This window comes from Aquibacillus koreensis (assembly GCF_025154055.1).
Classification (GTDB): Bacteria; Bacillota; Bacilli; order Bacillales; family Amphibacillaceae; genus Aquibacillus_C; species Aquibacillus_C koreensis.
In genome coordinates this window covers 45,027-69,458 of record NZ_JAOALK010000031.1, presented here as the reverse complement: position 1 = coordinate 69,458, position 24,432 = coordinate 45,027, and the positions used below count along the sequence as shown (strand labels likewise).

The following is a 24,432-nucleotide window of genomic DNA, read 5'->3' as shown; positions in this document are numbered from 1 at the left end:
CATCTGTGAGGTGTTTAAATGAAACAATCTTATACTGCCAGTGTACTTATTTATTGTTCTGTGTTTATTGCTAGTAGTATTTATGTCATGATCCCACTGCAACCTAGGTTAGCAGAGGTGTTTAATGTTTCTCTAGGTTTTATCTCGTTATCTAGCACTTTATTTGTATTTCCCTATGCATTAGGGTTATTGTTATTCGGTATGCTTGCTGACAGATTCTCACTGCGCTCGATATTACTTGTTGGTATGGCTTTTTTAACCTTGTTTACAGGTTTATTAGCATTAAGTGAATCTGTGTATAGCTTGCTTACCCTTCGTATCTTACAAGGTATATTCGCGGCAAGCTTTGCGCCAGTTACATTTTCATACTGCTTCCGTCATTTTAACGGCCCCATGCAAGCGTTCGCTATTGCCATGATTAACACCGGTTTCTTATTTGCAGGTGTATTCGGCCAAATGATCTCCGCATTTTTTTCGAATTTATTTACCTATAATGGAATGTTTGCAGCTTTTTTCTTTTTTTACCTTAGTTGTTTTATTGGATTGTTTATAACACTACAACCATCAAAAACGAAACAATCCTACCCACTAAGAGAATTATTCTATACTATTCTATCATGTTTTAAAAATCAATCCTTACAAAAGCTCTATAGTATCACGTTTTTCCTACTATTAACGATAATGTTATTTTATGGATCATTTGAAATTTATTTATTTAACCAATGGACTGACTTTCCTTTTTCGCTACAGCTATTTCGTCTTATTAGTTTAATCGGTATTATTCCCGCCTTCTTTGCTAGCAGTCTTATAGCGCATTTTAGCGCTATTCGTGTACTTCGATTTTCTTTAATTCTTATGATGATTGGATTCATGGCGCCGATCATTTCCTTAACAGTACCCAGTCTGATGATTGCATCGATCATGATGATTGCTTCAACATCTCTTTCCATTCCAATGGTTGTGTTACTCGTTGGTGCCGTTGCCAAAGCTCGTAAGTCTACTGCAGTCGCAGTCTATTCTTTTGTATTGCTGATTGGGGCTAGTATAGGATCCATCCTAGCATCACTTATTTCTTTTTCGTTCGTAATTATTATGATCCCACTTACTTTTGGAGTACTCGTATTCGTGACACATCTCATTTCAGAATAACAAAACGCTAGTGCGCATTTTATATAAAGTGCGACGTAGTAACTTAGCTATTACGGAAGCACTGCTTTCTAACGCGTTAAATCAGGGTTCACTCTCTGACGCGTTCGAATACAACTCTTGCGAACGCGTTAGCTCAAGGTTCGCTCTCTGAAGCGTTCGAATACAACTCTTGCGAACGCGTTAGCTCAAGCTTCATCCTCTGACGCGTTCGAACGCGATAGCTCCATTATAATAAGCAATAATTGTGTCGCATTTTATATCAAATGCGACAACCCAAAAAACAACATTGGTTAGAAAAATCCCAAATAAAAAAAACGTTACACGGCGTAACGTTTTTTTATTTGGGATTATTTTGTAAAGTTAAATCCAACTTCTGAAACTGGCCAGTATCGAATATCAACTTTTCCTACTACAGAATCTGCATCTATAAAACCAAAATTACGACTATCTAAACTCTTTCTGCGATTATCTCCTAATACAAATAACTTCCCAGCAGGTACTGTTGATTTACCAGTTATTTCTTCTAATGTGAAATCTTTTGTCAAAATTGTACCGTCATTTTGTCTAAAAGGTTTTAAATAAGCTTCATCTACTGCCTTTCCATTTACGTACAATGTATCATTTATATATTCAATTGAATCTCCTGGTTCTCCAATAACTCTTTTCACATAATCTTCTTCTTCGTTAGCATGAAACACAATGACATCAAATCGATCAATATCTGCGAAATCATAAATCATTCTGTTTACCATCAGTAGATTGCCATCATGTAACGTTGGCTCCATCGATTTCCCATCAACTATATAACTAGCAAATAAATACGAGCGAAAAAATACTGCCAAAATAGTAGCAATCAATATTGTTCTAAAAATCGGCCAAAACCTTATTTTTTTCATAGGCTTTCCTCCAAGGGTCTACTACTTATATTTTACCCTTTTGGAAACGTTTTAATCACCTTTTTTACCAATATTTTGATGGGCATCCGCCCTTTTTTGTAAGCGCTTTTCTATGTATTTACCAATAATCCAAAACAAAACAATTCCAACCCCAATTAATATCGTTTTTAACGGTTCTTTCGCAAAAGACATAATGCTATCTCCTATTGTCGCAATGGACAGAATCATAACCGCTTTACCAAGCAAAACAGCAAGAGCGAACTGCTGAAAGTTAATTTTCGATAATCCAGCCACAATATTAATAATTGCCGATGGAGAAAACGGAAAACACATAAGTAAAAACAAAGGACCGAATCCGTGTCTTTCTAACCACTTCGTAACACGTCGTACCTGCTTGTTATTCTTGATCCATTTTAAAAAACGCTTTTCTCCTAATTTACGAATAATAATAAATACACAAAGTGCTCCTGCACTCGCACCTATCCAAGAATATAGAAACCCCTTAACGAGTCCATAGGCTGCCCCATTCGTAATGACAAATACCACTAATGGTAAGAAAGAGAAAAAAGCTTCGATAAATGGTAATAAAATACCAGGTAAGGGCCCAAGATTTTCATAGCTTTTCAATAATTCTACAATTAAATCACCAAATTGATCGCTTTCAATTAGATCTCTTACTTCGGACATATCCAATTCTTTTATCTCTATTTCTTCCATCCCTAATTCATACATGTCAAAACTCCTCAATCTTATCCAAAACTTTCTTTAACAGTTTCCCTCATTTTATTTTAATGTAAACAAGATAAATTGCCTAATATTACAATTTTAATTATTTTTTATCTGATTTTATCATTATTTTGTTAATTTTTTAACCTTAGGTATCACTTTCCGACCATCTTTTTCCATACATATTTTTCTTTTATAAATCATATATTTAGGATATACTAGAACATATGTTCGTTATAGGAGGAGAGTTTATTGCGCTATTTAAGTGAAGAAGAGTACGCAATAGCTTCACGCTTTTTATTCCTTTCTATGGCCATTGTTGTCATGCAACGTGACGCACAAAACATCCAGAAGGGAACAACATTTAAAATTAAAGAACCTTATGTTGAATTGATAGGAAAAATGGAGACCCGAGCGATACATGAACGGAGAGATTTACGAGCTCGCATGGAAAAAATGCAATTGCAAGTCGTAACGCTAAGTAAAAATGACTCTTTCTCCTCCTTTTTATTTATCTGTAAAGGACGCGAAGAAAAAAGAAATTATTTTAACCCAGCCATTCGCAAGAAAGTGGAAAACATTTTACAAGAACTGATGCAAAGAGCTTTACTAGGCAGTAGTCAAGTACACTCTTCGATTAAATAAGAGAGAAGTGTCCTTAATCCCACACTTCTCTCACTTTTCTAACAGCTTTTCTAACTCATGTTGCTGTTCATTATTTAATTGCTCAAACAAATCATTTAAATTGTAGGATAACCCTAATGATTTAACTTCAATAAGTGTTTGACCATTTTCTTTTTTAATGGAAAAATTTTCTTCAGACAATGCTTTAAGCAAGTCACTACTAATGCTATTTTCTAACACATCTTTACCGGTATGAACAAATTCTTTTCCTTTATCCATCACTTCCGTTGGTTCAAAGTCAAAAAACACAACTAAGACCAGACCTATTACGACTACAACCATTGCCATTTTGAATAATGATCTTACAATGCTAATCACAAACATAACGGCAATCGCAACAAATAGAATACTCCAAATAGGATAGTCAGTCGCAAGTTGTGACAATACATCCATTATGTATAAGCTCCTTCCAGGCTACTAGAAATTCCATATTGTTAGCATTCGTCAAATATGGTATTTTTAAACATATAGGAGCGTTTTTATTTCCATCAGGCCTTTTACTCCCCTCTATATGTAAGCGCTTATATTATAATGGCTACTCAAACTATTTTAGGCTTTTAGTACATACTGAATACGATTTTGGAGTAAATAACGAAACTGTGCGGTTCTATGTACTTGATTGATAATAGAACCATGGGAGACACTCAACGTTACTGATCTTCCATTTTTGAATATAATTTTCGTGCTTTGTTCAGGTCCCTTCATAATTTGATCAATATGCGAGTGAGAAATCCATGAGCAGTTGGGGTTCTGTGGAGAAGTTGTTGGGAAAAAGTACATCCCACTAGAATAATCAATGGAAATCGGCGCTTTATGTGTAATACCACATACGTTCTTCGTTCCGTCTTGTCTACCTTTTAGACTACTACCAAAATACTTACATGCATAGTCCATCACTTTACGAGGGGACTGATTCACATAGTAATCTGCAAGTTCACCATTTTCCATTATTTCTGAAATATATTGGCCATTAATTTCTTTAGCTATTACTGCCAACGTTTCTGGATTTACTTCATAATTTAATTTAATATCCTTGATCATTCTATCACCCTTCTACTGGAATATTTACTGGAATTTTTGTTCAATAGTGAGCAAGAAAAGGCCTAAGAAGAATTTACCATAATATTGCAATTTTTGGTAGAAAAATATCGATTTGTACTTAATTTTGTCACAATTTATAAATCTATAATGGATTTGTTATACTTAGATTAAGAATGAAAAGAAAAGGGTAGCAAGGTTACTATCAGTGTTTCGCCTTTTTATTAAAAGGCTTCATCATCTATAATTAAAATAAGGAGATGTACTATGTGGGAAAAATTCAAAAAAAAGAAGGAAACTAAACCAAAAGAAGAAAAAGAATATCCAATTGTCGATATCACCTTAGATGTATTCAAAAAAGCTATCCAAGACTATAGCAGGCAACTTCCAGGAGATATTCCGCTTAGCGTGATCATCAACGAAGATCTAACCATCGACTATCAATTATTAGCACCAATTTTAAAGGGTATCCCTAAACAAACCTATTACATGTCCAAGGAAACGTACGAGATATTTGAAGAGAACGACTATCAGCTGGCACTTGAAATAGATGCAGTACAACAAGCTGTTGATAAGTATATGAGACAAACAGATGAATTACCAGTCATCCAAGGGGATCCTTACAAAAAGGTAAGCTTCCATAAGTTAGAATCGCTAAACCTTCTTCAACATCGTCCAAAACATCATTTTTATATAACCAATGATGAATTCTTAATTACGTATGACAAACCTCAATAAGCACTTATACTATTATAGTTGTATAATCTTTCCTGAGTAGAAATAACGGAACGAGGATCCAAGTGTTGAAATTTCCGGATCCTCGTTCCGTTATTGTTCCTTATCGAGATCTTAACCTATTGTATAGATCACTTTTCAGCACTCATAAGTTTTTCCCATTCCACTCTCAATTGCTGAATCGTTTGCCCAGTATCACTTTCTAAACGATTGAGTTGTTCTAGTGTTCTACCAGTTTTCCGATTCATTTGTTGCACTTGATCCATGGAATTATTAATTTGATCTTGAACAAGCCAATCTGAGATTAATCCATCAAAAAAGTAGTCCATGAATGTTAATCCACCAGAAATGGAAACATCAGCATGGAACGTATGTCCAATATCATCTAACTCCCTAGCAAACGTGCGAAGAAGCGATTGTGCACGATGGACATGATTTTTAGCGGTATCAATATTACTATGCTTGATCGATGTGCTAATCAATCCCCCACCAAACATATCCACCGTTCCCCAATTCCTTGCTTTTTCTAGTGCTTGGATTGCACGTGACAATGTTGATTGCGCTTGTTTTCCAGCATGGATTGCCTCGTTGATTTCTTTTTGATCTGCTTGAAGGTCAGCAATCTTTTCGAGTAACGCAATCCCCCTCTCCCCTGCCTCATGATTATTCTCTACTAATTGATTTTGCCTTTCCATTAACAATTCGTTGTATCTTTGTGTTGGGTCACCGAGACTTTGCATTCTTTTTCTTAGATCGATTAATTCTTCTTCTGTATCTTGTCTCGCTTCTTTTGCTTCTGTCCATTTTAATTGCGCTGCAAGGACTTCTCGTTTTTCTTGTTCTAACTTCTCTTCCTTTCTCCCAAAGACAGAAAGAAACACACCTTCTAAACTAAATCCTTCTAGCTTTTCTACATCTATTTTTTCCTCATCTAGTTGTTTTTTCAATCGAAATTCCTTCGATTCTAGCTCGTCTAACTCTTGCTTTAGCTTTCCCTCTTGCCTGCTTAACCGTTCTAACTCACGCATTTTTTCCTTTTCTGTAATTAAACGTTCATGATATTGTTCCAAAATAAATCACCTCTTCTATATTTACGAAGAGGTGTTTACTTTCGTTTCACGTTTTTCGATCTCTTTTTCTATTCGATTGATTCTTTCCTGTATTGACGGATGACTTGATCGCATCCATTTGACCCAGAAAACCGGATCAATATCCGTTTTAGATTGTCTAGCCATCCGAAGATAACCTTCGATTGCGGGTTCTAGATTTTCTGTATGTTGAATAGCATACGCATCTGCAGAACGTTCCATTTGTCTTGAGACATACATCGATACAGGTTGTGTCATGGTCATTAGGACAGAAACGATAAGTAAAAGGATCGGGAGTACTCGTAAATCATGTAGGCCTTTATATTCTTGTTTATTTCGAATTTGCAACCAAATTTTTTGATAAATGAAAGCTGTAAGAAATAGTAGAAAAAAGCTTAAAACAAGATAACCTGCCACACCAATATATACATGGTGCATCACGTAATGCCCGATTTCATGCGCTAAAATAAACATAATCTCTGCCATTTCCATTCCCTCTAGTGTAGTATCCCACATTACTATTCTTGCATTTCCCATGATCCCTGTAACATAAGCATTAAACGTTGTAACTTTTTCACTCATATTCACTTGTAATAAGGTTGCGTCTTCTATTCCTACATGCACAAGAAAACCTTCAATTTCATCTCTAATTGGCCCCTGCTCCATCTCCGAGAAATCCTCGTACAATGGGTCAATCCATACAGGTTGAATATAGACAACAAAGATTGCAATAGGAAGTGAAATTAACCATAAAAATAACCACCAGAACCTTTTTGCTTTTTGCATAATTAATCGCCCTATGTAAATGATGACCGACAGTGCCACCCAGTAAAGCATTAAATCCAGACCCATCTCCATAAACCAATCACCTAATGGTTGGTGACTCGTGCCTTCCCGGTGCGTGATGTAAAACCATAGTAAGTTAAACGGCAATTGAATCAGACCGTAACACAATACTAATAGAAACGAGAAAAAAGCAGTCTTAAAAACTTCTAGTTTCGTGTACTTTTCAATAAAATCCACCCATGCTACGGACCACTTTTTCTTTATTAAGCTATAGAGGAGTATCCACTCTAGTGGTAATTTCGAAAAAAATACAGCATGAGCTAATGCAGCATAGTTTGAATTACCTAACGTTTCCAAAGGATAAAAGAAAATGAAATACGACCATATACCAATTAAGAAAATAAGATAACCATTAATCACCTTTCTCATTCCAACCCTCCTTCTGCATAATATTATTTCTAGGTTAAACATATTTGAAAGATGCAATACTTTTCTCATATCCAATAGCATTTTGTTATCATCTAAGTATATGCTCGGATAATGGGATTAAAAGCGAAAGCACTTTAAAAATAATCCCTTGTCAGTCAAATGACAAGGGATTATTTTTAATAAATGAGGTTAATAAAGTCTTCTCTTGAAATTCTACCTAAGTAGTGAGAAACCTCTACATCACGAAGCGCTTCTTCCATTGCTTGGCGCTCATAACGTGTATTGATTAGCTTTTGTTCTATCTCACTCACATCACCAACGCCGAAGAAGTCACCATAAATTTTAAAGTTCTTAATGACACCTTTTTCAACATCTAAGCGAACATCTACAAGGCCTGCATCAAACTTATGCGAATGCTTCACATTGAATTTAGGTGATTTCCCGTAGTTCCAGTCCCATTGCTGATAGCGTTCTTTTGATAATTCATTGATATTTTTCCAGTCTTCTTCTGTTAGCTTATATTGAGGAACATCTTTCACATCTTCTACATCAAAGATATATTTTAAAATATGTTCCTTAAATTGTTCCATGGAGATTTTTTCTTCCATAAAATCAGAAATGTTTGTTACACGACTTCGGATTGATTTAATTCCTTTAGATTTAATCTTCTCAGTACTCACATTTAGAGCTGAAACTACATTTTCAATTTCAGAATCAAACATTAATGTTCCGTGGCTAAACATTCTTCCTTTGGTTGTGAATTGTGCATTACCTGAAATTTTCTTACCATCCGCAACCAGATCATTACGGCCTTTTAGTTCTGCAGGTACTCCTAATTTTTGCAATGCTTCGACCACTGGTTGGGTAAACTTAGCAAAATTATGGAAGCTGTCTCCATCGTCTTTTGTAATAAAACTAAAATTCAAATTACCTTGATCGTGGTATACAGCTCCTCCACCGCTCAAACGTCTCACCACGTGAATTCCATTTTCATCTACATAATTCGTATTAATCTCTTCGACAGAATTCTGATTTTTGCCGATAATAATCGAAGGTTCATTAATATAAAATAATAAATATGTATCTTCTTCACCGAAGTTCTTAAGCACATATTCTTCAATTGCCAAGTTAATATGTGGGTCTGTAATCCCTTCATTATCAATAAACTTCATCGTTTAAAACTCCTTTATTTCCCTTTTATTCGTTACATTTTGCAACTTATGTCCTATCTTGTTTAGTATAAAATAAACCTATATATAAGGCAAAGCAATACACTTACGTTAATCTCCCCAAGTGAGTCCTTCTTTTGCTAGCTGGACGTCACCTGAATAATAATTTTCAACTTCTTCAACAAGTTGGTTTAACTCTCCAAAATGCGGGAGATGACTTAAGATTAATTCTGGCACATTTGCTTTTCTTGCTAGTTCGCCACATTCTTTGCTATTCATATGTCCTGCTTTACCTCCATCTTGATGTTCATAAAAACTACATTCCGCCAGAATTAGGTCGGCTCCCTCACTAAAGGATACTAAGTTACTCATATAACTTGTATCAGCAGTATATACAATTGTTTTCTCCCCATTTGTTATTCGCATTGCATAACAAGGTGCTGGGTGGCTTGTTTTTTGGAATTTAAACCGGAACGGACCAATTTCCAGTCCATTTTTAGGGTCATACTCCATGCCTTTCGTATAGTTGTGCGTTAGATCATTAAATTTTTCTTGATCTTCTGCATGCCCATAAATAGGTAACACTTTTTCCGTTTGATGGATAGCATTTTGAACAAGCCAACTATACTGTAATACACCAATATCAGCTACGTGGTCGTTGTGATAGTGAGATAAAACTACTGCATCAATGTCCATAAGATTTACATACTTTTGAAGCCGAGAGAGTGCACCACTTCCGCAATCCACAATACACGTAAAGCCATTACTCTCTAACAAATAACAAGAAGTAGCACTCTCTTGTTCAGGATATGCTCCCCAATAACCAATCACTGTTAATTTCACTATTTACCATCCTCTCAAAACTTTGTCATACAAATGTCACAATTGTTATAAAACAGACTATTGAAAATTTACAGTTGTTATAATACAATGGAGTTACAATAAAATTTGGGGGGATCCTTATGATAAGTATCGTCGAGTTTTTCAGAAATCTTCCACGAAAAAAGTGCACAAAATGTGGTAATGATATTGTTGAGAAAGCTGATTGTTACGGTAACTTATGTGATAATTGCGATCATCCAGCTCTATAATCTAAAATAATTCGATTTGGTATAAAGCAACGTTTCTTACGTTGCTTTTTTTGTATTATAACAGTTTATAGCTTGCTTTTGTTTTACGAATTTGTTAAAAAACCACAGGACCTCGTGGCCCTGTGGTTTTTTAACATTCAAAGCTGCCAAATCAGTCATTTACATATAACACTTCACCTATTAACTCCACACCTTTTGGCACCCTTACATGAATGACTTCAATTTCAAGTACATCATAAATAGATACATGCCCACCTTGCTCGCCGGTGAATTGTGTAATAGTAAATTCATTTTGAAAAATAGGGTATTCAAATGAAGTCTGTGTTGGTGCTATAACCTTTAACTTATTATCTACGAATTCCACTTGAAAACCTTCGTAGTCTTCATCGATTTTAAATGTAGGTCTTAACGCGTATTTTATTACCTCAATCTTACCATCATTTGAATCCTTCGTTTCAGCAAAAACCATCCCTCGGTCAAACGCTTCACTATCAGACACTACCTGTACAGTCTTCCCCTCAGAGGAAAATTCCCACTTTTCCTTCATATACACATGTTCTGTTTCACTTAAATTCCCTTCATGCGCGGTACTTCTGAACTCTTGTTGTAGGGGCTCTCGTGCTCCTAACTCACTTGGATCAATAGATGCGAACTTATCTTCAGGCAAGAAATAGAACACGACTGTCACGATGATTAAGATAGATAAGTAGCCGGTAAGAAACCATCTAATGTGCGGTACCTTTACAAAACGAATACTATTTTTCCCCATAGCAATAACGATGAACCCTGCTAACATTACAATAATAATAAGCGGTATAAATACAAATAGATCCGACATTTATTTAACCTCCATTCGATTGGTAATGAAGATCGATAGTGAGAATAAAACAAGGATTGTCACACTTACCTTTACCATAAATAACAAGATGGAGCTTTCACTAATATAAAAGTGAACAACTTTATTAAAATCGACTAATGGACTCACTCTTTCACCTGCTTGTAGAAATAGATTTCCTATTACAAACGCAGGAATAAGAATGATAAATAACTTGCTCAATTGAACCAGTACACCAATTACATATCCCAGTGCTGAAAATAACAGGATATAGAAAATAGTAGATGTTGCCCCTACTAAAATACTAGATATAGCATGTTCCGTGACAAGAATAGCATCATAATTATAAAAAAGATAAGCGATCAATTTTAACAGATAACCAGATAACATGGCAGTAATTCCACCAAAGATGCTTGCTGCTAGCAGAAAATATATGTTGGATACATGACTTGTGAAGCGATTTGTTACGAACGTAAAATCATCATTTCGATATGCTTTTGTCGTAATTAGAATAGAACTAATAAATGCCCACAGCATCGTAAAGGCAATGACAATAGAACCGTTATATTGAGTTCCTGAAATATAAAGATAACCATCCGAACTACTCATCCCTCCTGTTCCACCAAGTGAAAATAAGATGGCCGTTACTTGCATAACAAGAAGAGATGTGAATGCCCCAACATATGCCTTCAACTTAAACTGATATTGTTTTCGAATAATTTGTAAGGTATTAACCTCTGTTAAATACATGATCAATATCCCCCTTTTCGTTACGCGTAAGGTAAATGCATACATCTTCTGCAGCAACTGGAGAGATAGTAAATTGTTCTAACTTTGCACTTTTCGCTAGTTTGTAGGAAGTGTTTGTAACAACGATATAACTACTTCCGTCTCCAATTTGTTTTTGATGTAGTATTTCTTTGTCCGAAGACCACTCCTTGATGGCGCTAGATTCGCCCCGAATACCAAACGCATATGCTTTTACATCGGAAATTGGCATATGGAGATATTTTTCTCCTTTTCTTATTAATAGAATATCTTCTAGGATGTCTTCCATTTCGTTTAGTAGGTGACTGGATAAAATGATGGTTCTTGGGAAGGCAATGTAGTCTTTAAGTAGAGCTCTATAGAAGTCTTTTCTTACTGATGCGTCCATTCCAGTAGTTGGTTCATCAAAAATGGTTAAAGGGCATCTGGATGCTAAACCAACTATCATGTTAAAGGTACTCTTCATTCCCTTTGAAAGTCTATGATGCCTTTCATTTGGATGGAAAGAAAAATAATCAAATAACCTTTCCGCCAGATCCATATCCCAATTTGGGTAAAAATCTTTCGCAACATATAATAGCTCTTTTAAATGTAACGCTGTTGGAAAATTCATCTGATCATCGACAAAAATCATATTGCTAGATACTTTTAAATTATTAAAAGGCTGTTCTGAAAAAACTTCAATATTGCCAGAGGATTTACGTAAATAACCTGCAATTATTTTTAGTAACGTAGTTTTACCGGCACCATTTCTGCCAATTAATCCAGTAATCTTATTTTCCTCAACCGTAAGCGACAGTTCATGTAACGCCTTGTTTTCACCGTATGACTTGGTCAGTTTTTCACACTTAATCACACTCATTCTGGTTCCCCCTTGTTCCTATTACTTTCCGCTTTAATCATTTCGATCAATTCTTCTTCACCAACATCAAGTCTATTTGCCTCTTGTACTAGATCAGCCACTAACTGTTTTAACGTTTGGCTTTTACGCTTAGAGACAATGAGTGTTTTTGCGTTGCTCGCTACAAACATTCCTAGACCTCGCTTCTTATATAGAATGGAATCATTTGCAAGTATGTTTAGTCCCTTTGCTGCCGTTGCTGGATTTATAGTAAACATGTCAGCAAGCTGATATTGCGAATATATTTTTTCATCTGATTTAATCGACTCACTTAGTATTTGTGTTTCAAGCCATTCTGCTATTTGAATATAAATTGGTTTTGTTCCATCACCATGAAGAATCAATAGCCCACCTCCCACACTCACAGATATAGTGCATTACTGTTGTAATGTACTATATAACATTTTCCATCATTTAGCAATAGCTTCTTTTAAATTTAGGCTTTAGTATCTATGTAATTGATGAATACTGTGCCGCAACTTGCTCTCCCGCTAAGAAATCAATAGATGATTTTGGCGGCTATGTGATCCCTTATTTGCCTAAAATCTTAGAATATATGATTTTAACGGCTACCAGAGCCCTTATTTGTCCTGATTTCAATGATTTCGTTGGCAATTTATTGGTATAGCGTACTGTATAGCCGCTTGCACAGAAATCACTAATTTCTCCTTGTTACTGCGGAGTTTATATAAATAACGTACTATCTACATTTCTAAAACATAAAAAAAGCATTCCTATACGCGAAAGGCTCACATACAGAAATGCTTTTTCTATGATTTTAGATATTCTAACACTTTCGTTACGGCAGCTTCTCCTTGGTCAATACAATCAGGAATCCCAATACCTTGATATGAACCACCTGCTAAGAATACACCAGGCGTATGTTCTTTCATTTGCTCCATCACGGAATGTATTCGTTCCTTATGACCGACACTGTATTGCGGCATTGCATTTTTCCATCTTGTGATAACGGAAAACTCTGGCTTATCGGTAATATGCATGGTCTTATTCAGATCGTTTAACACGATTTCTTCCAACTCTTCGTCTGATAAGTTAACAACATCTTCATCGCCAGGTTTACCAAGGTAACATCGTAATAGAGCTTTGCCTTCTGGCGCTGCTGTTTCTGGCCACTTTTTGTGCGTCCATGTACAGGCAGTTATTCGATAGCTACTATTACGAGACACAACAAAACCTGTACCATCGATATCTTGCTTGATTGCTGCTTGATCAAATGCCAATACAACGTTTGCGACCGAGGTAGCTCTCATATCATTGAATGCATCCATAAATGTGTACTGGCGCAACATATTTTGTGCAGCAAAATAGGGGGAAGCAATTACCACAGCATCAGCCTCATAAACACTTTCGTCATCGAGTGAAAGATGGTATCGACCGTCCATTCGTTCAATTTGATCAACAGACACACCTTTCATTACTGCATCTGAATTCAATCGGACTTCAATTGCCTCAACTAATGCTTGTAATCCACCTTTTAAGCTATAAAACATACTAGGCTTTTTAACACCCTTTGCTTGCTTCTTTTTCGGCATCATTACATTTAAGCCTTTGACTAGGCTACGATGTTTTTGCTCTAACTGATAAAAGTTAGGGAAGGTTGCCATCAAACTTAAATCATCGATATCCCCTGCATAAATACCGGACAGGAGTGGTTCCACTAGGTTCTCGACTAATTCGTCACCAAACCGACGTCTAAAAAATAACCCTAATGATTGATCACTAACAGGTTCTCCCTTCGGCAAAATAAAATCAAAGGCGGCCCTGAACTTCCCTTTCCACGAAAAAAGACTAGAGAAAAGGAATGGTCGCACTTCGGTTGGAATCCCCATGAATGATCCACTTGGCATTTTATGTAGCTTGTCATTAACAAGGATATACGAACCACCACTACCATTCTTAACAAGTGCATCAGCTAAACCAACTTCTTTTGCTAGCTTTGCCGCGGAAGCTTTACGAATTAAGAAAGAATCAGGTCCTCGTTCAATGGTGTAGCCGTTTTTTTGTACGGTCTTTATTTTTCCACCTAGTTGATCACTAGCTTCTATTAGTTTTATTTCATACGGGAGTTGTTGTTCCTTGATTTGTTCTTGTAGATAATAAGCAGCAGTAAGGCCTGTTATACCGCCACCTATTATCGCAATTTGTTTCACTTAACCGTTTCCTTAGCCTTTAGTTTGTTCATTACAACATCCGCTAATGTTTCAATAAATGTTGGATGTGAATTAGGCATTTCAGGACGATAGTAGCTTGCATTAAGCTCATCACAAACAACCTTACACTCATAATCGTTATCGTAAAGCACTTCCAAATGGTCTGCAACGAACCCAACAGGTGCATAAACAAAGGTACGATATCCTTTTTCATTATAAAGATCTCTTGTAAGGTCTTGTACATCTGGTCCTAGCCATGGATCAGGAGTGTTACCTTCACTTTGCCATCCTAACGCATAATCTGTTATCCCTGTCGCTTCCGAGATTAACTCGGCTGTTTGCTTTAATTGATCCGGATATGGATCACCATTTTGAAGTATTTTTTCTGGCAAACTATGTGCAGAGACGACTAAAACGGCTTTCGCTTTTTCATCTTCCGTCATTTTTGCATACTCATCTTTAATTGCATCTGCCCAATATTGAATAAATCCAGGCGCATCATACCAGCTTTCCACTGAAGTAATAACTGGCTTTCCATGTTTATCCGCTTCTTTTTGGGCACGGCCATTATATGATTTAACACTGAACGTAGAGTAGTGTGGTGCCAAAACGATCGATACAGCTTCTTCAATACCATCGTTTGCCATTTGCTCTACAGCGTCCTCAATGAACGGCTCGATATGTTTTAAACCTAAATAATAAACAAATTCCACTTCATCTTGCACACTGTTTAATTTATCTTCTAAAGCAATTGCTTGCTCCTGTGTAATTTTTGCTAATGGAGAAATACCTCCAATTGCCTGATATCTTTCTGTTAAATCTGCAAGCATCTCTGGGGTTGGTTTTCTTCCATGTCTAATGTCTGTATAATACCTTTCAATATCCTCTTCTTTATATGGCGTTCCATACGCCATTACTAGTAATCCAACTTTTTTCTTTGCCACACTAAAGCACCCCTTCTCTATTTATTAAACACTCATTTTTTAGAATAGTAATGCACAAAGCTTGTTAGTCTTTTCAATGTTTCTGGATTAATCTCTGGCGTTACACCGTGCCCCAAGTTAAATACATGACCCGGTTGGTTCATTCCTTCGTCTAAGATCGCTTTAGCACGTTCTTCTATTACTGACCAATCCGATAATAGAATTGCAGGATCTAAATTACCTTGTAATGTTTTTGTAATTCCAAGTTCTCTAGCTTCTGTGATAGACATACGCCAGTCTAATCCTAATACATCAACTGGTAGATCATTCCATTCCATAATTAAGTGTCTAGCTCCAACACCAAACATAATTAAAGGAACATCTACTTCCTGTTTTAATTCGGTAAAAATACGGTCCATAACAGGTTTAATAAACATGCGATAATCCGGTACATTTAACGTACCAACCCATGAGTCAAAGATTTGAATGGCTTGCGCTCCAGCGTTAACCTGTGCTTTTACATAAGTAATGATCATATCAGCAAGTTTATCCATTAAGGCAAACCATGTTTTTGGTTCACTATACATCAAAGCCTTTGTCTTATGATAGTTCTTAGAAGGTCCACCTTCTACCATATAACTAGCAAGCGTAAAAGGTGCACCACTAAATCCAATAAGTGGAACATTTAATTGCTCTTTTGTTAGCAAACGTATTGTATCTAGAACAAATGGTACATCTGATTCTGGATCAATGGTACCGAGCTTTTCTACATCTGACATTGACTGAATTGGACGATCAATAACCGGGCCAATTCCAGACTTTATTTCTACATCAACACCAATTGCAGGCAAAGGAGACATAATATCTTTATATAAGACAGCTGCATCCACATTGTACATCTCAACTGGTAAACGTGTGACATAGGCACACAGTTCAGGTTGATGTGTAATTTCAAATAACGAATATTTTTCTTTGATTTCACGATATTCCTTTTGAGATCTACCGGCTTGACGCATGTACCATACTGGTGTGTAGTCCGTCGGCTCTCCTCTAAAAGCTTTTAGCATCGTGTCATTTAATTTTTTCGACATGTTTATTTCACCCTTCATCTCTAGTCCACTCCAATAATCACTATACCGATTATCAAACTGTGTGTATAGCTTCATCGCTCAATTGTCACTAAATTGTAATTATTATAAATAAATAATAGTTGTCACTTAGTATCTTAAACCATTTTTAAAAATCAATCGACAAATTTGCTTCATTTGACGGGGTTCCTTCTTGATCCGTTAATGTATTATAAGGGACGATGTAATAAGTTGCAGATTGAAAAATATTAACTGAATCTATCTTATAACTTCCTTTACCTTTCACTTCTCCAACTTTCACGTCATCTCCATTTTCTTTTTTGTAAACATGGTAAATTACTCTTTCATCGGCTGACTCCGTCCAGGTTAGCTCTCCTCTTAGAAGTGAAAATCCTCCTATTTGATAAGTAGCATCTAAATCATTAATTGTTGGTAGTGAAATAGGTTTTTGTAAATCCACTACACCATCGGGTATTTCAAAATGTTGGTCCAGTTGCTGTTGTTTACTCAATTCATTTAGAATATCCTTTGTAGCAATGGTTGGCGCTTCACTACCTTTCGACAGATACTGTGTTTCATCTGTCTGATCGTATCCCATCCACATGGATGAAACATAAACTGGTGTGATTCCTACAAACCATGCGTCTTTAATCGCACTTGGTACATTAGGATGTTGCGTAGAGCCCGTTTTCCCTGCTAAGTCGATACTTATATCTCCAGCACGTGCAGTACCTGACACAACTACTGCTTCCAACATGCGAAGCATATCCCAAGCCACTTGTGGTGTGTACACCTGATTTTTTTCCGGATTTACTTCCCCAATTACCTCACCATTCCGATTATAAATACGACCAATAGTATGTGCATCCGTCCATTCTCCACCGTGGATAAAAGGACGATAGCTTTCCACTAATTGAATCGGGGTTAAGCCCTCTTCTAAACCGCCTAAAGCAATTGCCAAACCTTGATCAGGTAATGAAATATTCATTTTTTCTAAGTAACTCTTACTATAACCAATTCCTACTTGATCTAGTAACCATACAGCCGTTGTATTTTTGGATGACTTTATTGCGTCATACATCGTAACCTCTCCATCAAATGAACCGTCTGCATTAGAAACTGTATAACCGTCATAGCTAAGGCTTTTATCTTCTAACAAGGAATAGGGTTTATATTGCTCTAGCTCTAAGGCAGGTCCATATACCGCGATCGGCTTTATCGTTGAACCTGGTTGCCTTGGAACCTTAGCTCGATGCAGATCACCTAGCCTAAAATCTCTCCCGCCTAATATTGCGTGTAATTGCCCTGTGTTTTGTTCCATCAACACAAAAGATGCTTGAACTCCTTCCGTAGATCCAAAGAAATTCTTATCATCTTGTAATGTCTCATATGCAATTTCTTGTGCCGTTTCATCCATAAATACTTCGATCTGATAGCCGCCCCGTTTTAGTTCGTCTCTTGTTAGTTGATATTTATCACTCGCTTCTTTTATCACAATATCAAGATAATCATCCAACCATGGTTTCTCTAATTGTTCTGATTGGTTAATACCAAGCGTTTTGCCTTGAAGCTCCATCGTTTCTTCTGTAGCTAACATATCAAACCGATTCATCTGTTGCAAAACGAGATCTCTACGGGCTTTTGCCTTGTCTGGATTGTTAAGTGGGGAGTACGTGTTTGGCGCTTTTGCCATTGCAGCTAACATCGCACCTTCTGGTACAGTTAGCGCTTCTACTGGTTTATTAAAATAAAACGTAGCCGCAGTCCCGACGCCATAAATACCATGAGCAAAGTAAATTTCATTTAAGTATAGCTCCAAGATTTTTTTCTTACTAAATGTCCTTTCGAGGTAAATCGATGCCATCACTTCTTTTGTTTTACGCATCCATGTTTTGTCATTTTCCAAGAACAAATTTTTAGCTAATTGCTGCGTAATCGTACTTCCGCCTTCTACCTTCGCCATTGCAATAACATCCCTATATAGCGCACGCATAACAGCAGAAAAGGAAACACCTGCATGGTCATAAAAACCGTTATCTTCGATTGCTAAAAAGGCATCTTCCACATGATCTGGGATTTGATCAATCGTAACAAGTTGACGGTTTTCCTCATACATTTCCCCTACTACTTCGCCATCTTGTGTAACTATAGTTGTTGTGGAAGGCAATATTAAATTCCGCTCATCTACAACAAATTTCCCACCAAAAATGATAAATAAGTATCCAATAAGTCCTAATAAAATAATTGCAAATAAAATGACGAATAGCCATTTACTTTTATGTGACCAGCTCTTGATCTGTTCTATGTTGATTATTTAAATCACCTCTTACTGTGCTTTTATATAAAAAGCAATATTTTCTCATTATACGACAGAAATTGTGGAACATAAAGAAAAGCAATTAGCTAAACTTGCAAATGAACAGATTAGATTGCTAAACTTAAAGAAGTACATATACTGTAATAGGGGTGGTCTAAAGTGAATGCTTATATGACAAGTGGTACGTTAGACTTTTTAGTCAAAATTGCTAATAAACATCCAAATCTTCACCTTTTTTTCATGCAAGCAGAAGACCAAACGGTAGTCTATTACGAAGACATGAAACCAACTATTTTTGAAACTGCTAGGAAATTTGAAGTTGTTGTAAGCAATGGAGATTTGAGAGAGGATGGCTTTGTCGTCATGAATAATATCCCTGTTACGGATGAAGGGAAACCGATCTTTGAAAGCCAGTTTAAACAAAGAGCTGGGATGATTGAGAATACTCCAGGGTTTTATGCATTAAGGGTTTTAAGACCTGTACAAGGAAACAAATATGTTGTAATGGTTCAATGGCGTGATCAGGCTAGCTATGAAAAGTGGAAGAACTCAGATTCCTTCGCAAAGTCTCATGCTAAATCAGGTAAAAAAGAAAAAGCACCTTATGCAGCAGGACCATCGTATGTAACAAATTATCATATGGTAGATTTTGATAAGGAAAACTGATTATCTGTAAAATAATCATTATTAAAACCAAGAAACATAATGAATCAAAAAGTTGCCTGATGCTTGTAATAAACATCAGGCAATTTTTTTACCATTTACTAAATCACTTAATTGTTACTTTTTTTCTAACAGCTAATATGACCATAGCCGTAGCCATCAGCATGAATCCTAACATGATAAGCGTATAATAATTTGTAGCTGTTTCTGGTAGTTCGTTGCCCTCTTCATCCGTTTCTGGTTCTGGTGTTTCATCTTCCTCATCACCTGTTCCTGGTGTAGGCGTTTCATCATCTTCACCTGTCCCTGGTTCAGGTTCTGGGCTTGGTTCTGGGTTTGGTTCTGGATTTGGCTCTGGATTTGGTTCTGGATTTGGTTCTGGATTCGGCTCTGGATTCGGCTCTGGATTTGGTTCCGGATCCGGTTCAGATGGCAATTCTTTTGCAAAACTTACATTATCAAAGAACATCTTCCCCGCAAAATCACTCTCAACATCTGCTACGATAAGCGTAATATCTCGAAGAACCGTATCGGCATCAATAACCTTCTCATCCCTAATTTTATTTAAGTCGAATGCTACTTCAAAATGATACAACCCATCTTCTGTCTTCGCTTGATCTTGAAGAGAAGTTAAATCAATATCATACGTCTCCACAGCTTGTGCCCAATAGCCAAGACTCGGTGGTGCAAATGCTAGATTCAGAGATAATGCACCCGAGTTAGCTCTAACAGGACTTAGATAGAAATCAAATAATAGATAATTGTTATCTTCTCTTGTCGCATTAATACCACCAAGCATAATACGTGGAGCAGATGCCCAATCGTCAGAAGGCTTTACTTCTGGATAAGCAACATCCCAAGAAATTGCATTAGATCCATTTGCTTCTAAAATGGTTAATGCATTTTTCACGCCGGATCCTTGGTCCCAATTCCACCCTTGACGTGTACCGTCTTCAAAGTCAGATGGTAATGTAGGTTCACCCAACTCATCATGGACAACTGGCTCTTCCACAATTGTTCGATCACCAGATACCGTAATATTATCTAATATAATCGTATCTGCATTCTCCGTACCAACAAATAGAATGATATTTTCTAGTACAGTATTATCTTCAGAGGTTGCAATTGCTCCAAGGTTTGGAGAATCTTCCCTTGTCATTGTTAAGGTTGCTTTAAACGTTCCATCTTCTTGCTCTACAAAGTCGTCTGCTACTACTTGTATAGCACGATTTGGATTTGCCCAACCATGCGGTCCATTTTGTGGAATAGCTCCGATGGAAACTGTAGTAGGATCATCCACAATTACATCCATAGATAACGCTTGAGCTCCAAATATATCTACATTAGGATTTGCACCGTCAGCAGAAAGACGTACGTTCGTCCAATAGTTCTCTTCTGAAATATCATTACTATCATCTAGTCCAGAAATCTTTAACCCGTTATTTTCATTTTCAACAGTAATATCTTGTAACGGACTATCCGCATTTACACCAAAACCTTGCGTTGTTCCATCATTAAAATCCCATATAACTGTGCTAAATTCTTCAATTGTGCGATCAATTGGCTCATAAGAAACTCCTTTGATTCGTGAACGAACATATTCACCCGAAACACTTAACTCTTTTGCTTCCCATACTTGATCACTTCCTGGATCAAGATTAGTCGCTTCTTGCTTACCAAGCTCAAACGGCATAAAAGCGCCTGAGGTTTCATTTTTGTTCGTTAATGACCAGTTAACCCAACTGATATTATGTTCATTTAAGAAATTTATCCAAACATCTGCTTCCTCTAAGAAAGGACCATTATTACCACTTGCTTCACTCGTTCCCCACTCCGATACAAAAATAGCTACATCATTTTCAAGTGCGTATCGCGCGTTACTCATCACATTTGACTCGTCTCTTTCCCCATCATTCGGCATATGTGTACCAGAATAGAAATGAAGCGCGTAAATTGTATTATCATCGTCGATCGGATTATCAGCAGCTAAATCGGGTCTTTGACTCCAATTTGGACTACCTACAATGACTAAGTTGTCGTTACCATTGTCACGTAGCATCGTAATGATTGGCTCCGCATAGGATTTAACTTTTTCCCAACCAGCCTCATCATTCGTGACCCCAGGTTCATTACTATTAGGCTCATTTGCTACCTCATAAATGATACTTGGATCATTAGGGTATAAGTTAGAAATCTCCTCAAAGAAATCCATCGCTCCACTGTAAACTTCCGCATTTGGATCGCCAGGAGCGTGTACGTGCCAGTCCACTATGACATACATATCATTTTCTTTTGCGAACTCAATACCATCAATAACTTGTTGTTTCACATCAGGGTCTGTTGCATAACCATCTTCCCCTACATACATCGCCAGACGAATAACATTCGCATCCCAATCGTTCGCAAGTGCTGCAAAAGCATTATCATTTATAATTTCCGGAAACCATTGTAATCCATGGGTACTCATACCTCTTAACTGAACTGGATTACCATTTTGATCACCTAATGTCTTTTGCCCATTATGATCAATTATTTGCAGAGCCCCAGCTTCTGAAGGTTTTTTTGCCTTGTTTACAATTAAATTATCATAATCTGATTCAGCTGCATAAGTAGCTGATGGCACTTGCATATAACTAAATAACCCGATGATTAATACAATGACAACTAAAATATTGGTTTTCTTTAGTCTCAACATATGTTCCTCCTATCAAAATGTAGAGTAATTGACATCCACTTGTAGGAAACCGGTTTCCTAAATGATCAAAAATATATAATGTACTCACTTGTTTATTAGGAGATACATCCTATATACAACCATAATATACGTATAATTACCCTATAATTAAGAAACCGATTTCCTAAAAGAATAAAAAAATATACAGATCATTTAAGAAGATTAATTCCCCCTTCTTTCTCCTAAATTTTGTGTTTAATAATTATGTAAAATATCCGTATCTGCAACACAATTTGAAAACGTTATCATTTATCATTATATTCTGTTAATATTTATTTGAAAAGGTTGAATATTCACGAAAACACAAAAACCCTTCGACATTTTCCTTATTTAGCGTCGATTACTGCATTCAATTGACGAATCTAATTATTTATTTTAAAGCTAGCTTTCAATTAAGGAGCAGTGCTCTACAAAACAAAAACTAGCCTTAATCTCTAATGGATTAGGCTAGTTTTTTGTTTTACATGTTAATCTAGTACATGATCATTAAAGAAAGCTTCAAAGTTCTCCTCGGGATGTGCGCCTACAATACGCCCTACTTCTTCTCCGTTTTCATATCGAACCAATGTCGGTGTGCTCTCAATACCAAACGTATTCCACGCAGCATTAAATTCTAATAAATTTACTTTCTTTAAATCAATTCCTAATTCCTCTGTTAACGGCACAACTTTCGGAGTAGTTTCTAAACAATATTCACAAGTTGGACTATAAAAATAGACGGTTACATCTTCACCATTTACTAGTTTTTCTTCTAGGTCATCTGGCAATATTTGATTTTGATAGTTTGGGTCGTCCAATTGTTTTATCGTTGCTTGGTCTAGCGTTGATTTATTATAGGGATTTCCCTCTGAAGCTTCTTTATTCTTATAATTATTGACATAAATGAGGGCTCCGAATAATAGAACCACGATTACCGTAAAAATAATCATTTTTTTCATTGATCTTTTCTCCTTTGCTGTATAAGAATTGAGATATGAAGACTAAAAATAACTACAAATGCTACGAATGCAAGAAATGGAATGGTAACAAACCCAAAGTAATTAATATACTCTGTATTACAAGGAATAATTCCACAGGAACCACCGGCTTCACTGAGCTTCGGAAGCTTTTGAACCAGGTAATGGTAAGAGGATACACCAATTCCTATTCCACTCATAAATAAACCAGGTAAAGCAATATTCCAATCTTTCTTAACTAATGCTGTCCCATATATAATTACTAACGGATACATTAAAATGCGCTGGAACCAACACAATTCACATGGTATAAAGCCCATTATCTCAGAAAAATATAAACTACCTAGCGTCGCAATCACACTCTGCGCCCAAACAATAAATAAAATTTGTTCTTTAGACTTTTTCATACCAATTCCCTTTCTACACTTTTAAATAGAAATAGTTAATTATCACTTATTTAAAGATATGCTATCAAAAATAAGTTGTCCAGAGAAAAACCTTACCATTTCGAAGCTATCACTTTTCCTATGTATTTCTTCCAAGTAAGATTATCAGTTACTATAATTAATTTTCATAAGTTATAAAACAAGTAAAAGCGATTTACACTTTGGGTACAAAATGCAAACCGCCTCCTCGATCCATTTATTATTTTTTAAACAATCCATTCTTATGCGCATACACAGCTGCCTGTGTTCGATCATTAACAGCTAATTTACTTAGTACATTACTTACGTGGGTTTTTACGGTTTTAATTCCGATAAATAGCTTATCGCCAATCTCTTGATTCGTTAAGCCGTCCCCAATACACATAAGAACTTCCAGCTCTCGTTCGGTCAATTGTTCATGTGGTTTACTTGTTTGATTTCGAAAGCTTGTCATCATCTTATTAGCTACTTTTGACTCGATTACTGTTTCCCCTTTAAATGCTTTTTTAATTGCCGTTGCTATTTCATCTGCAGATGACGTTTTAAGCATATAACTAAAAGCACCCGCTTCTAAAGCTGGAAAAACTTGTTCATCATCATAGTAGCTTGTCAGAATAATAACCTTACAGGCTGGATGTGCTTTCATGATTTGTTCTGTTGCTTCTATACCAGTACCGTTTTCCATAATCAAATCCATTAAAACGACATCCGGCTTTTTATCGATCACAACTTTTGCCCCTTCATTCCCACTTGATGCTTCCCCAACTATTTCTAAATCAGGTTCTGTCATTAAGTAAGCAATAACGCCTTTTCGAACAACATCATGATCATCTACAACTACAACTCTAATCATCTATGAT

At 36.3% G+C, this 24,432-nt stretch carries 25 protein-coding genes; 5 read left to right on the top strand and 20 right to left on the bottom strand.

Annotated features, from left to right (window positions below; all coding sequences use genetic code 11):
* The first annotated feature begins 18 nt into the window (after positions 1–18).
* Entirely contained in the window at positions 19–1,149 is a 1,131-nt protein-coding gene (locus NYQ66_RS07450; protein ID WP_259868432.1) for an MFS transporter, read from the top strand.
* 347 nt (positions 1,150–1,496) lie between these two features.
* Here NYQ66_RS07450 and lepB read toward each other — a convergent pair whose 3' ends face one another.
* Positions 1,497–2,045 carry a signal peptidase I gene (lepB, locus tag NYQ66_RS07445; RefSeq protein ID WP_259868428.1) on the bottom strand — a complete coding sequence of 183 codons (549 nt, stop codon included), beginning with the start codon at positions 2,043–2,045 and terminating at the stop codon, positions 1,497–1,499.
* Between the two features lie 51 nt (positions 2,046–2,096).
* Positions 2,097–2,777, bottom strand: coding sequence for a TVP38/TMEM64 family protein (locus NYQ66_RS07440; RefSeq protein WP_259868425.1), 681 nt, complete (start codon positions 2,775–2,777; stop codon positions 2,097–2,099).
* A gap of 246 nt (positions 2,778–3,023) precedes the next feature.
* Here NYQ66_RS07440 and NYQ66_RS07435 point away from each other — a divergent pair, with 246 nt between their 5' ends.
* Complete coding sequence (locus NYQ66_RS07435; RefSeq protein ID WP_259868423.1) at positions 3,024–3,416, top strand: hypothetical protein; 393 nt, start codon at positions 3,024–3,026, stop codon at positions 3,414–3,416.
* Positions 3,417–3,446: 30 nt separating this feature from the next.
* On the opposite strand, the gene NYQ66_RS07430 is transcribed toward NYQ66_RS07435, so the two are convergent.
* Positions 3,447–3,848, bottom strand: coding sequence for a hypothetical protein (locus NYQ66_RS07430; RefSeq protein WP_259868420.1), 402 nt, complete (start codon positions 3,846–3,848; stop codon positions 3,447–3,449).
* A gap of 156 nt (positions 3,849–4,004) precedes the next feature.
* On the bottom strand, positions 4,005–4,496 hold the full coding sequence (locus tag NYQ66_RS07425) for a competence protein ComK (RefSeq protein WP_259868418.1): 492 nt from the start codon (positions 4,494–4,496) through the stop codon (positions 4,005–4,007).
* Between the two features lie 264 nt (positions 4,497–4,760).
* Between NYQ66_RS07425 and NYQ66_RS07420 the strand changes: the two genes are divergently transcribed.
* Positions 4,761–5,231: a DUF3939 domain-containing protein gene (locus tag NYQ66_RS07420; protein ID WP_259868414.1), complete on the top strand. Its 471-nt coding sequence runs from the start codon at positions 4,761–4,763 to the stop codon at positions 5,229–5,231.
* Positions 5,232–5,359: 128 nt separating this feature from the next.
* Here the strand turns inward: NYQ66_RS07420 and NYQ66_RS07415 are convergent, their stop codons facing one another.
* From NYQ66_RS07415 to NYQ66_RS07400, 4 genes are all read right to left on the bottom strand, one after another.
* The gene (locus tag NYQ66_RS07415; protein ID WP_259868410.1) at positions 5,360–6,298 is read right to left on the bottom strand and encodes a hypothetical protein; all 939 of its coding nucleotides are present in this window, start codon (positions 6,296–6,298) and stop codon (positions 5,360–5,362) included.
* Positions 6,299–6,319: 21 nt separating this feature from the next.
* Positions 6,320–7,531 carry a M48 family metalloprotease gene (locus NYQ66_RS07410; RefSeq protein ID WP_259868408.1) on the bottom strand — a complete coding sequence of 404 codons (1,212 nt, stop codon included), beginning with the start codon at positions 7,529–7,531 and terminating at the stop codon, positions 6,320–6,322.
* 176 nt (positions 7,532–7,707) lie between these two features.
* Entirely contained in the window at positions 7,708–8,703 is a 996-nt protein-coding gene (locus NYQ66_RS07405) for a lipoate--protein ligase (protein WP_259868407.1), read from the bottom strand.
* 108 nt (positions 8,704–8,811) lie between these two features.
* Positions 8,812–9,543 (bottom strand): MBL fold metallo-hydrolase, encoded by a 732-nt coding sequence (locus tag NYQ66_RS07400; RefSeq protein WP_259868405.1) that lies wholly within the window; start codon positions 9,541–9,543, stop codon positions 8,812–8,814.
* A gap of 119 nt (positions 9,544–9,662) precedes the next feature.
* On the opposite strand from NYQ66_RS07400, the gene yhfH reads away from it, so the two are divergent.
* Positions 9,663–9,791: a protein YhfH gene (yhfH, locus tag NYQ66_RS07395; RefSeq protein WP_259868404.1), complete on the top strand. Its 129-nt coding sequence runs from the start codon at positions 9,663–9,665 to the stop codon at positions 9,789–9,791.
* A 151-nt stretch (positions 9,792–9,942) separates the two neighbouring features.
* Here the strand turns inward: yhfH and NYQ66_RS07390 are convergent, their stop codons facing one another.
* From NYQ66_RS07390 to NYQ66_RS07355, 8 genes are all read right to left on the bottom strand, one after another.
* Positions 9,943–10,629: a hypothetical protein gene (locus NYQ66_RS07390; protein WP_259868402.1), complete on the bottom strand. Its 687-nt coding sequence runs from the start codon at positions 10,627–10,629 to the stop codon at positions 9,943–9,945.
* The gene (locus tag NYQ66_RS07385) at positions 10,630–11,376 is read right to left on the bottom strand and encodes a hypothetical protein (RefSeq protein ID WP_259868398.1); all 747 of its coding nucleotides are present in this window, start codon (positions 11,374–11,376) and stop codon (positions 10,630–10,632) included. It lies immediately after the preceding gene.
* Positions 11,357–12,256, bottom strand: coding sequence for an ABC transporter ATP-binding protein (locus tag NYQ66_RS07380; protein ID WP_259868397.1), 900 nt, complete (start codon positions 12,254–12,256; stop codon positions 11,357–11,359). Before NYQ66_RS07380 ends, NYQ66_RS07385 begins: the two co-directional genes overlap by 20 nt.
* Positions 12,253–12,639 (bottom strand): GntR family transcriptional regulator, encoded by a 387-nt coding sequence (locus NYQ66_RS07375; RefSeq protein ID WP_259868395.1) that lies wholly within the window; start codon positions 12,637–12,639, stop codon positions 12,253–12,255. Before NYQ66_RS07375 ends, NYQ66_RS07380 begins: the two co-directional genes overlap by 4 nt.
* Before the next feature lie 426 nt (positions 12,640–13,065).
* On the bottom strand, positions 13,066–14,466 hold the full coding sequence (gene hemY / locus NYQ66_RS07370; RefSeq protein ID WP_259868394.1) for a protoporphyrinogen oxidase: 1,401 nt from the start codon (positions 14,464–14,466) through the stop codon (positions 13,066–13,068).
* Positions 14,463–15,410: a ferrochelatase gene (gene hemH / locus NYQ66_RS07365; protein WP_259868393.1), complete on the bottom strand. Its 948-nt coding sequence runs from the start codon at positions 15,408–15,410 to the stop codon at positions 14,463–14,465. Before hemH ends, hemY begins: the two co-directional genes overlap by 4 nt.
* Before the next feature lie 32 nt (positions 15,411–15,442).
* Positions 15,443–16,480: a uroporphyrinogen decarboxylase gene (gene hemE, locus NYQ66_RS07360; RefSeq protein WP_259868391.1), complete on the bottom strand. Its 1,038-nt coding sequence runs from the start codon at positions 16,478–16,480 to the stop codon at positions 15,443–15,445.
* 145 nt (positions 16,481–16,625) lie between these two features.
* Complete coding sequence (locus NYQ66_RS07355) at positions 16,626–18,644, bottom strand: transglycosylase domain-containing protein (protein WP_259868390.1); 2,019 nt, start codon at positions 18,642–18,644, stop codon at positions 16,626–16,628.
* Positions 18,645–18,953: 309 nt separating this feature from the next.
* Here NYQ66_RS07355 and NYQ66_RS07350 point away from each other — a divergent pair, with 309 nt between their 5' ends.
* Positions 18,954–19,460: an antibiotic biosynthesis monooxygenase family protein gene (locus tag NYQ66_RS07350; protein WP_259868389.1), complete on the top strand. Its 507-nt coding sequence runs from the start codon at positions 18,954–18,956 to the stop codon at positions 19,458–19,460.
* A 103-nt stretch (positions 19,461–19,563) separates the two neighbouring features.
* On the opposite strand, the gene NYQ66_RS07345 is transcribed toward NYQ66_RS07350, so the two are convergent.
* The 4 genes from NYQ66_RS07345 to NYQ66_RS07330 all read right to left on the bottom strand — a co-directional run bounded on the left by NYQ66_RS07345 (position 19,564) and on the right by NYQ66_RS07330 (position 24,425).
* Positions 19,564–22,149, bottom strand: coding sequence for a carbohydrate-binding domain-containing protein (locus tag NYQ66_RS07345; protein WP_259868388.1), 2,586 nt, complete (start codon positions 22,147–22,149; stop codon positions 19,564–19,566).
* Positions 22,150–22,658: 509 nt separating this feature from the next.
* Positions 22,659–23,129, bottom strand: a complete 471-nt coding sequence (locus NYQ66_RS07340; RefSeq protein ID WP_259868386.1) for a thioredoxin family protein — start codon at positions 23,127–23,129, stop codon at positions 22,659–22,661.
* Positions 23,126–23,554 carry a disulfide oxidoreductase gene (locus NYQ66_RS07335; RefSeq protein ID WP_259868385.1) on the bottom strand — a complete coding sequence of 143 codons (429 nt, stop codon included), beginning with the start codon at positions 23,552–23,554 and terminating at the stop codon, positions 23,126–23,128. The genes NYQ66_RS07340 and NYQ66_RS07335 overlap by 4 nt, the downstream gene beginning before the upstream one ends.
* A 238-nt stretch (positions 23,555–23,792) precedes the next feature.
* Positions 23,793–24,425: a response regulator gene (locus NYQ66_RS07330; RefSeq protein ID WP_259868381.1), complete on the bottom strand. Its 633-nt coding sequence runs from the start codon at positions 24,423–24,425 to the stop codon at positions 23,793–23,795.
* Positions 24,426–24,432 lie beyond the last annotated feature (7 nt).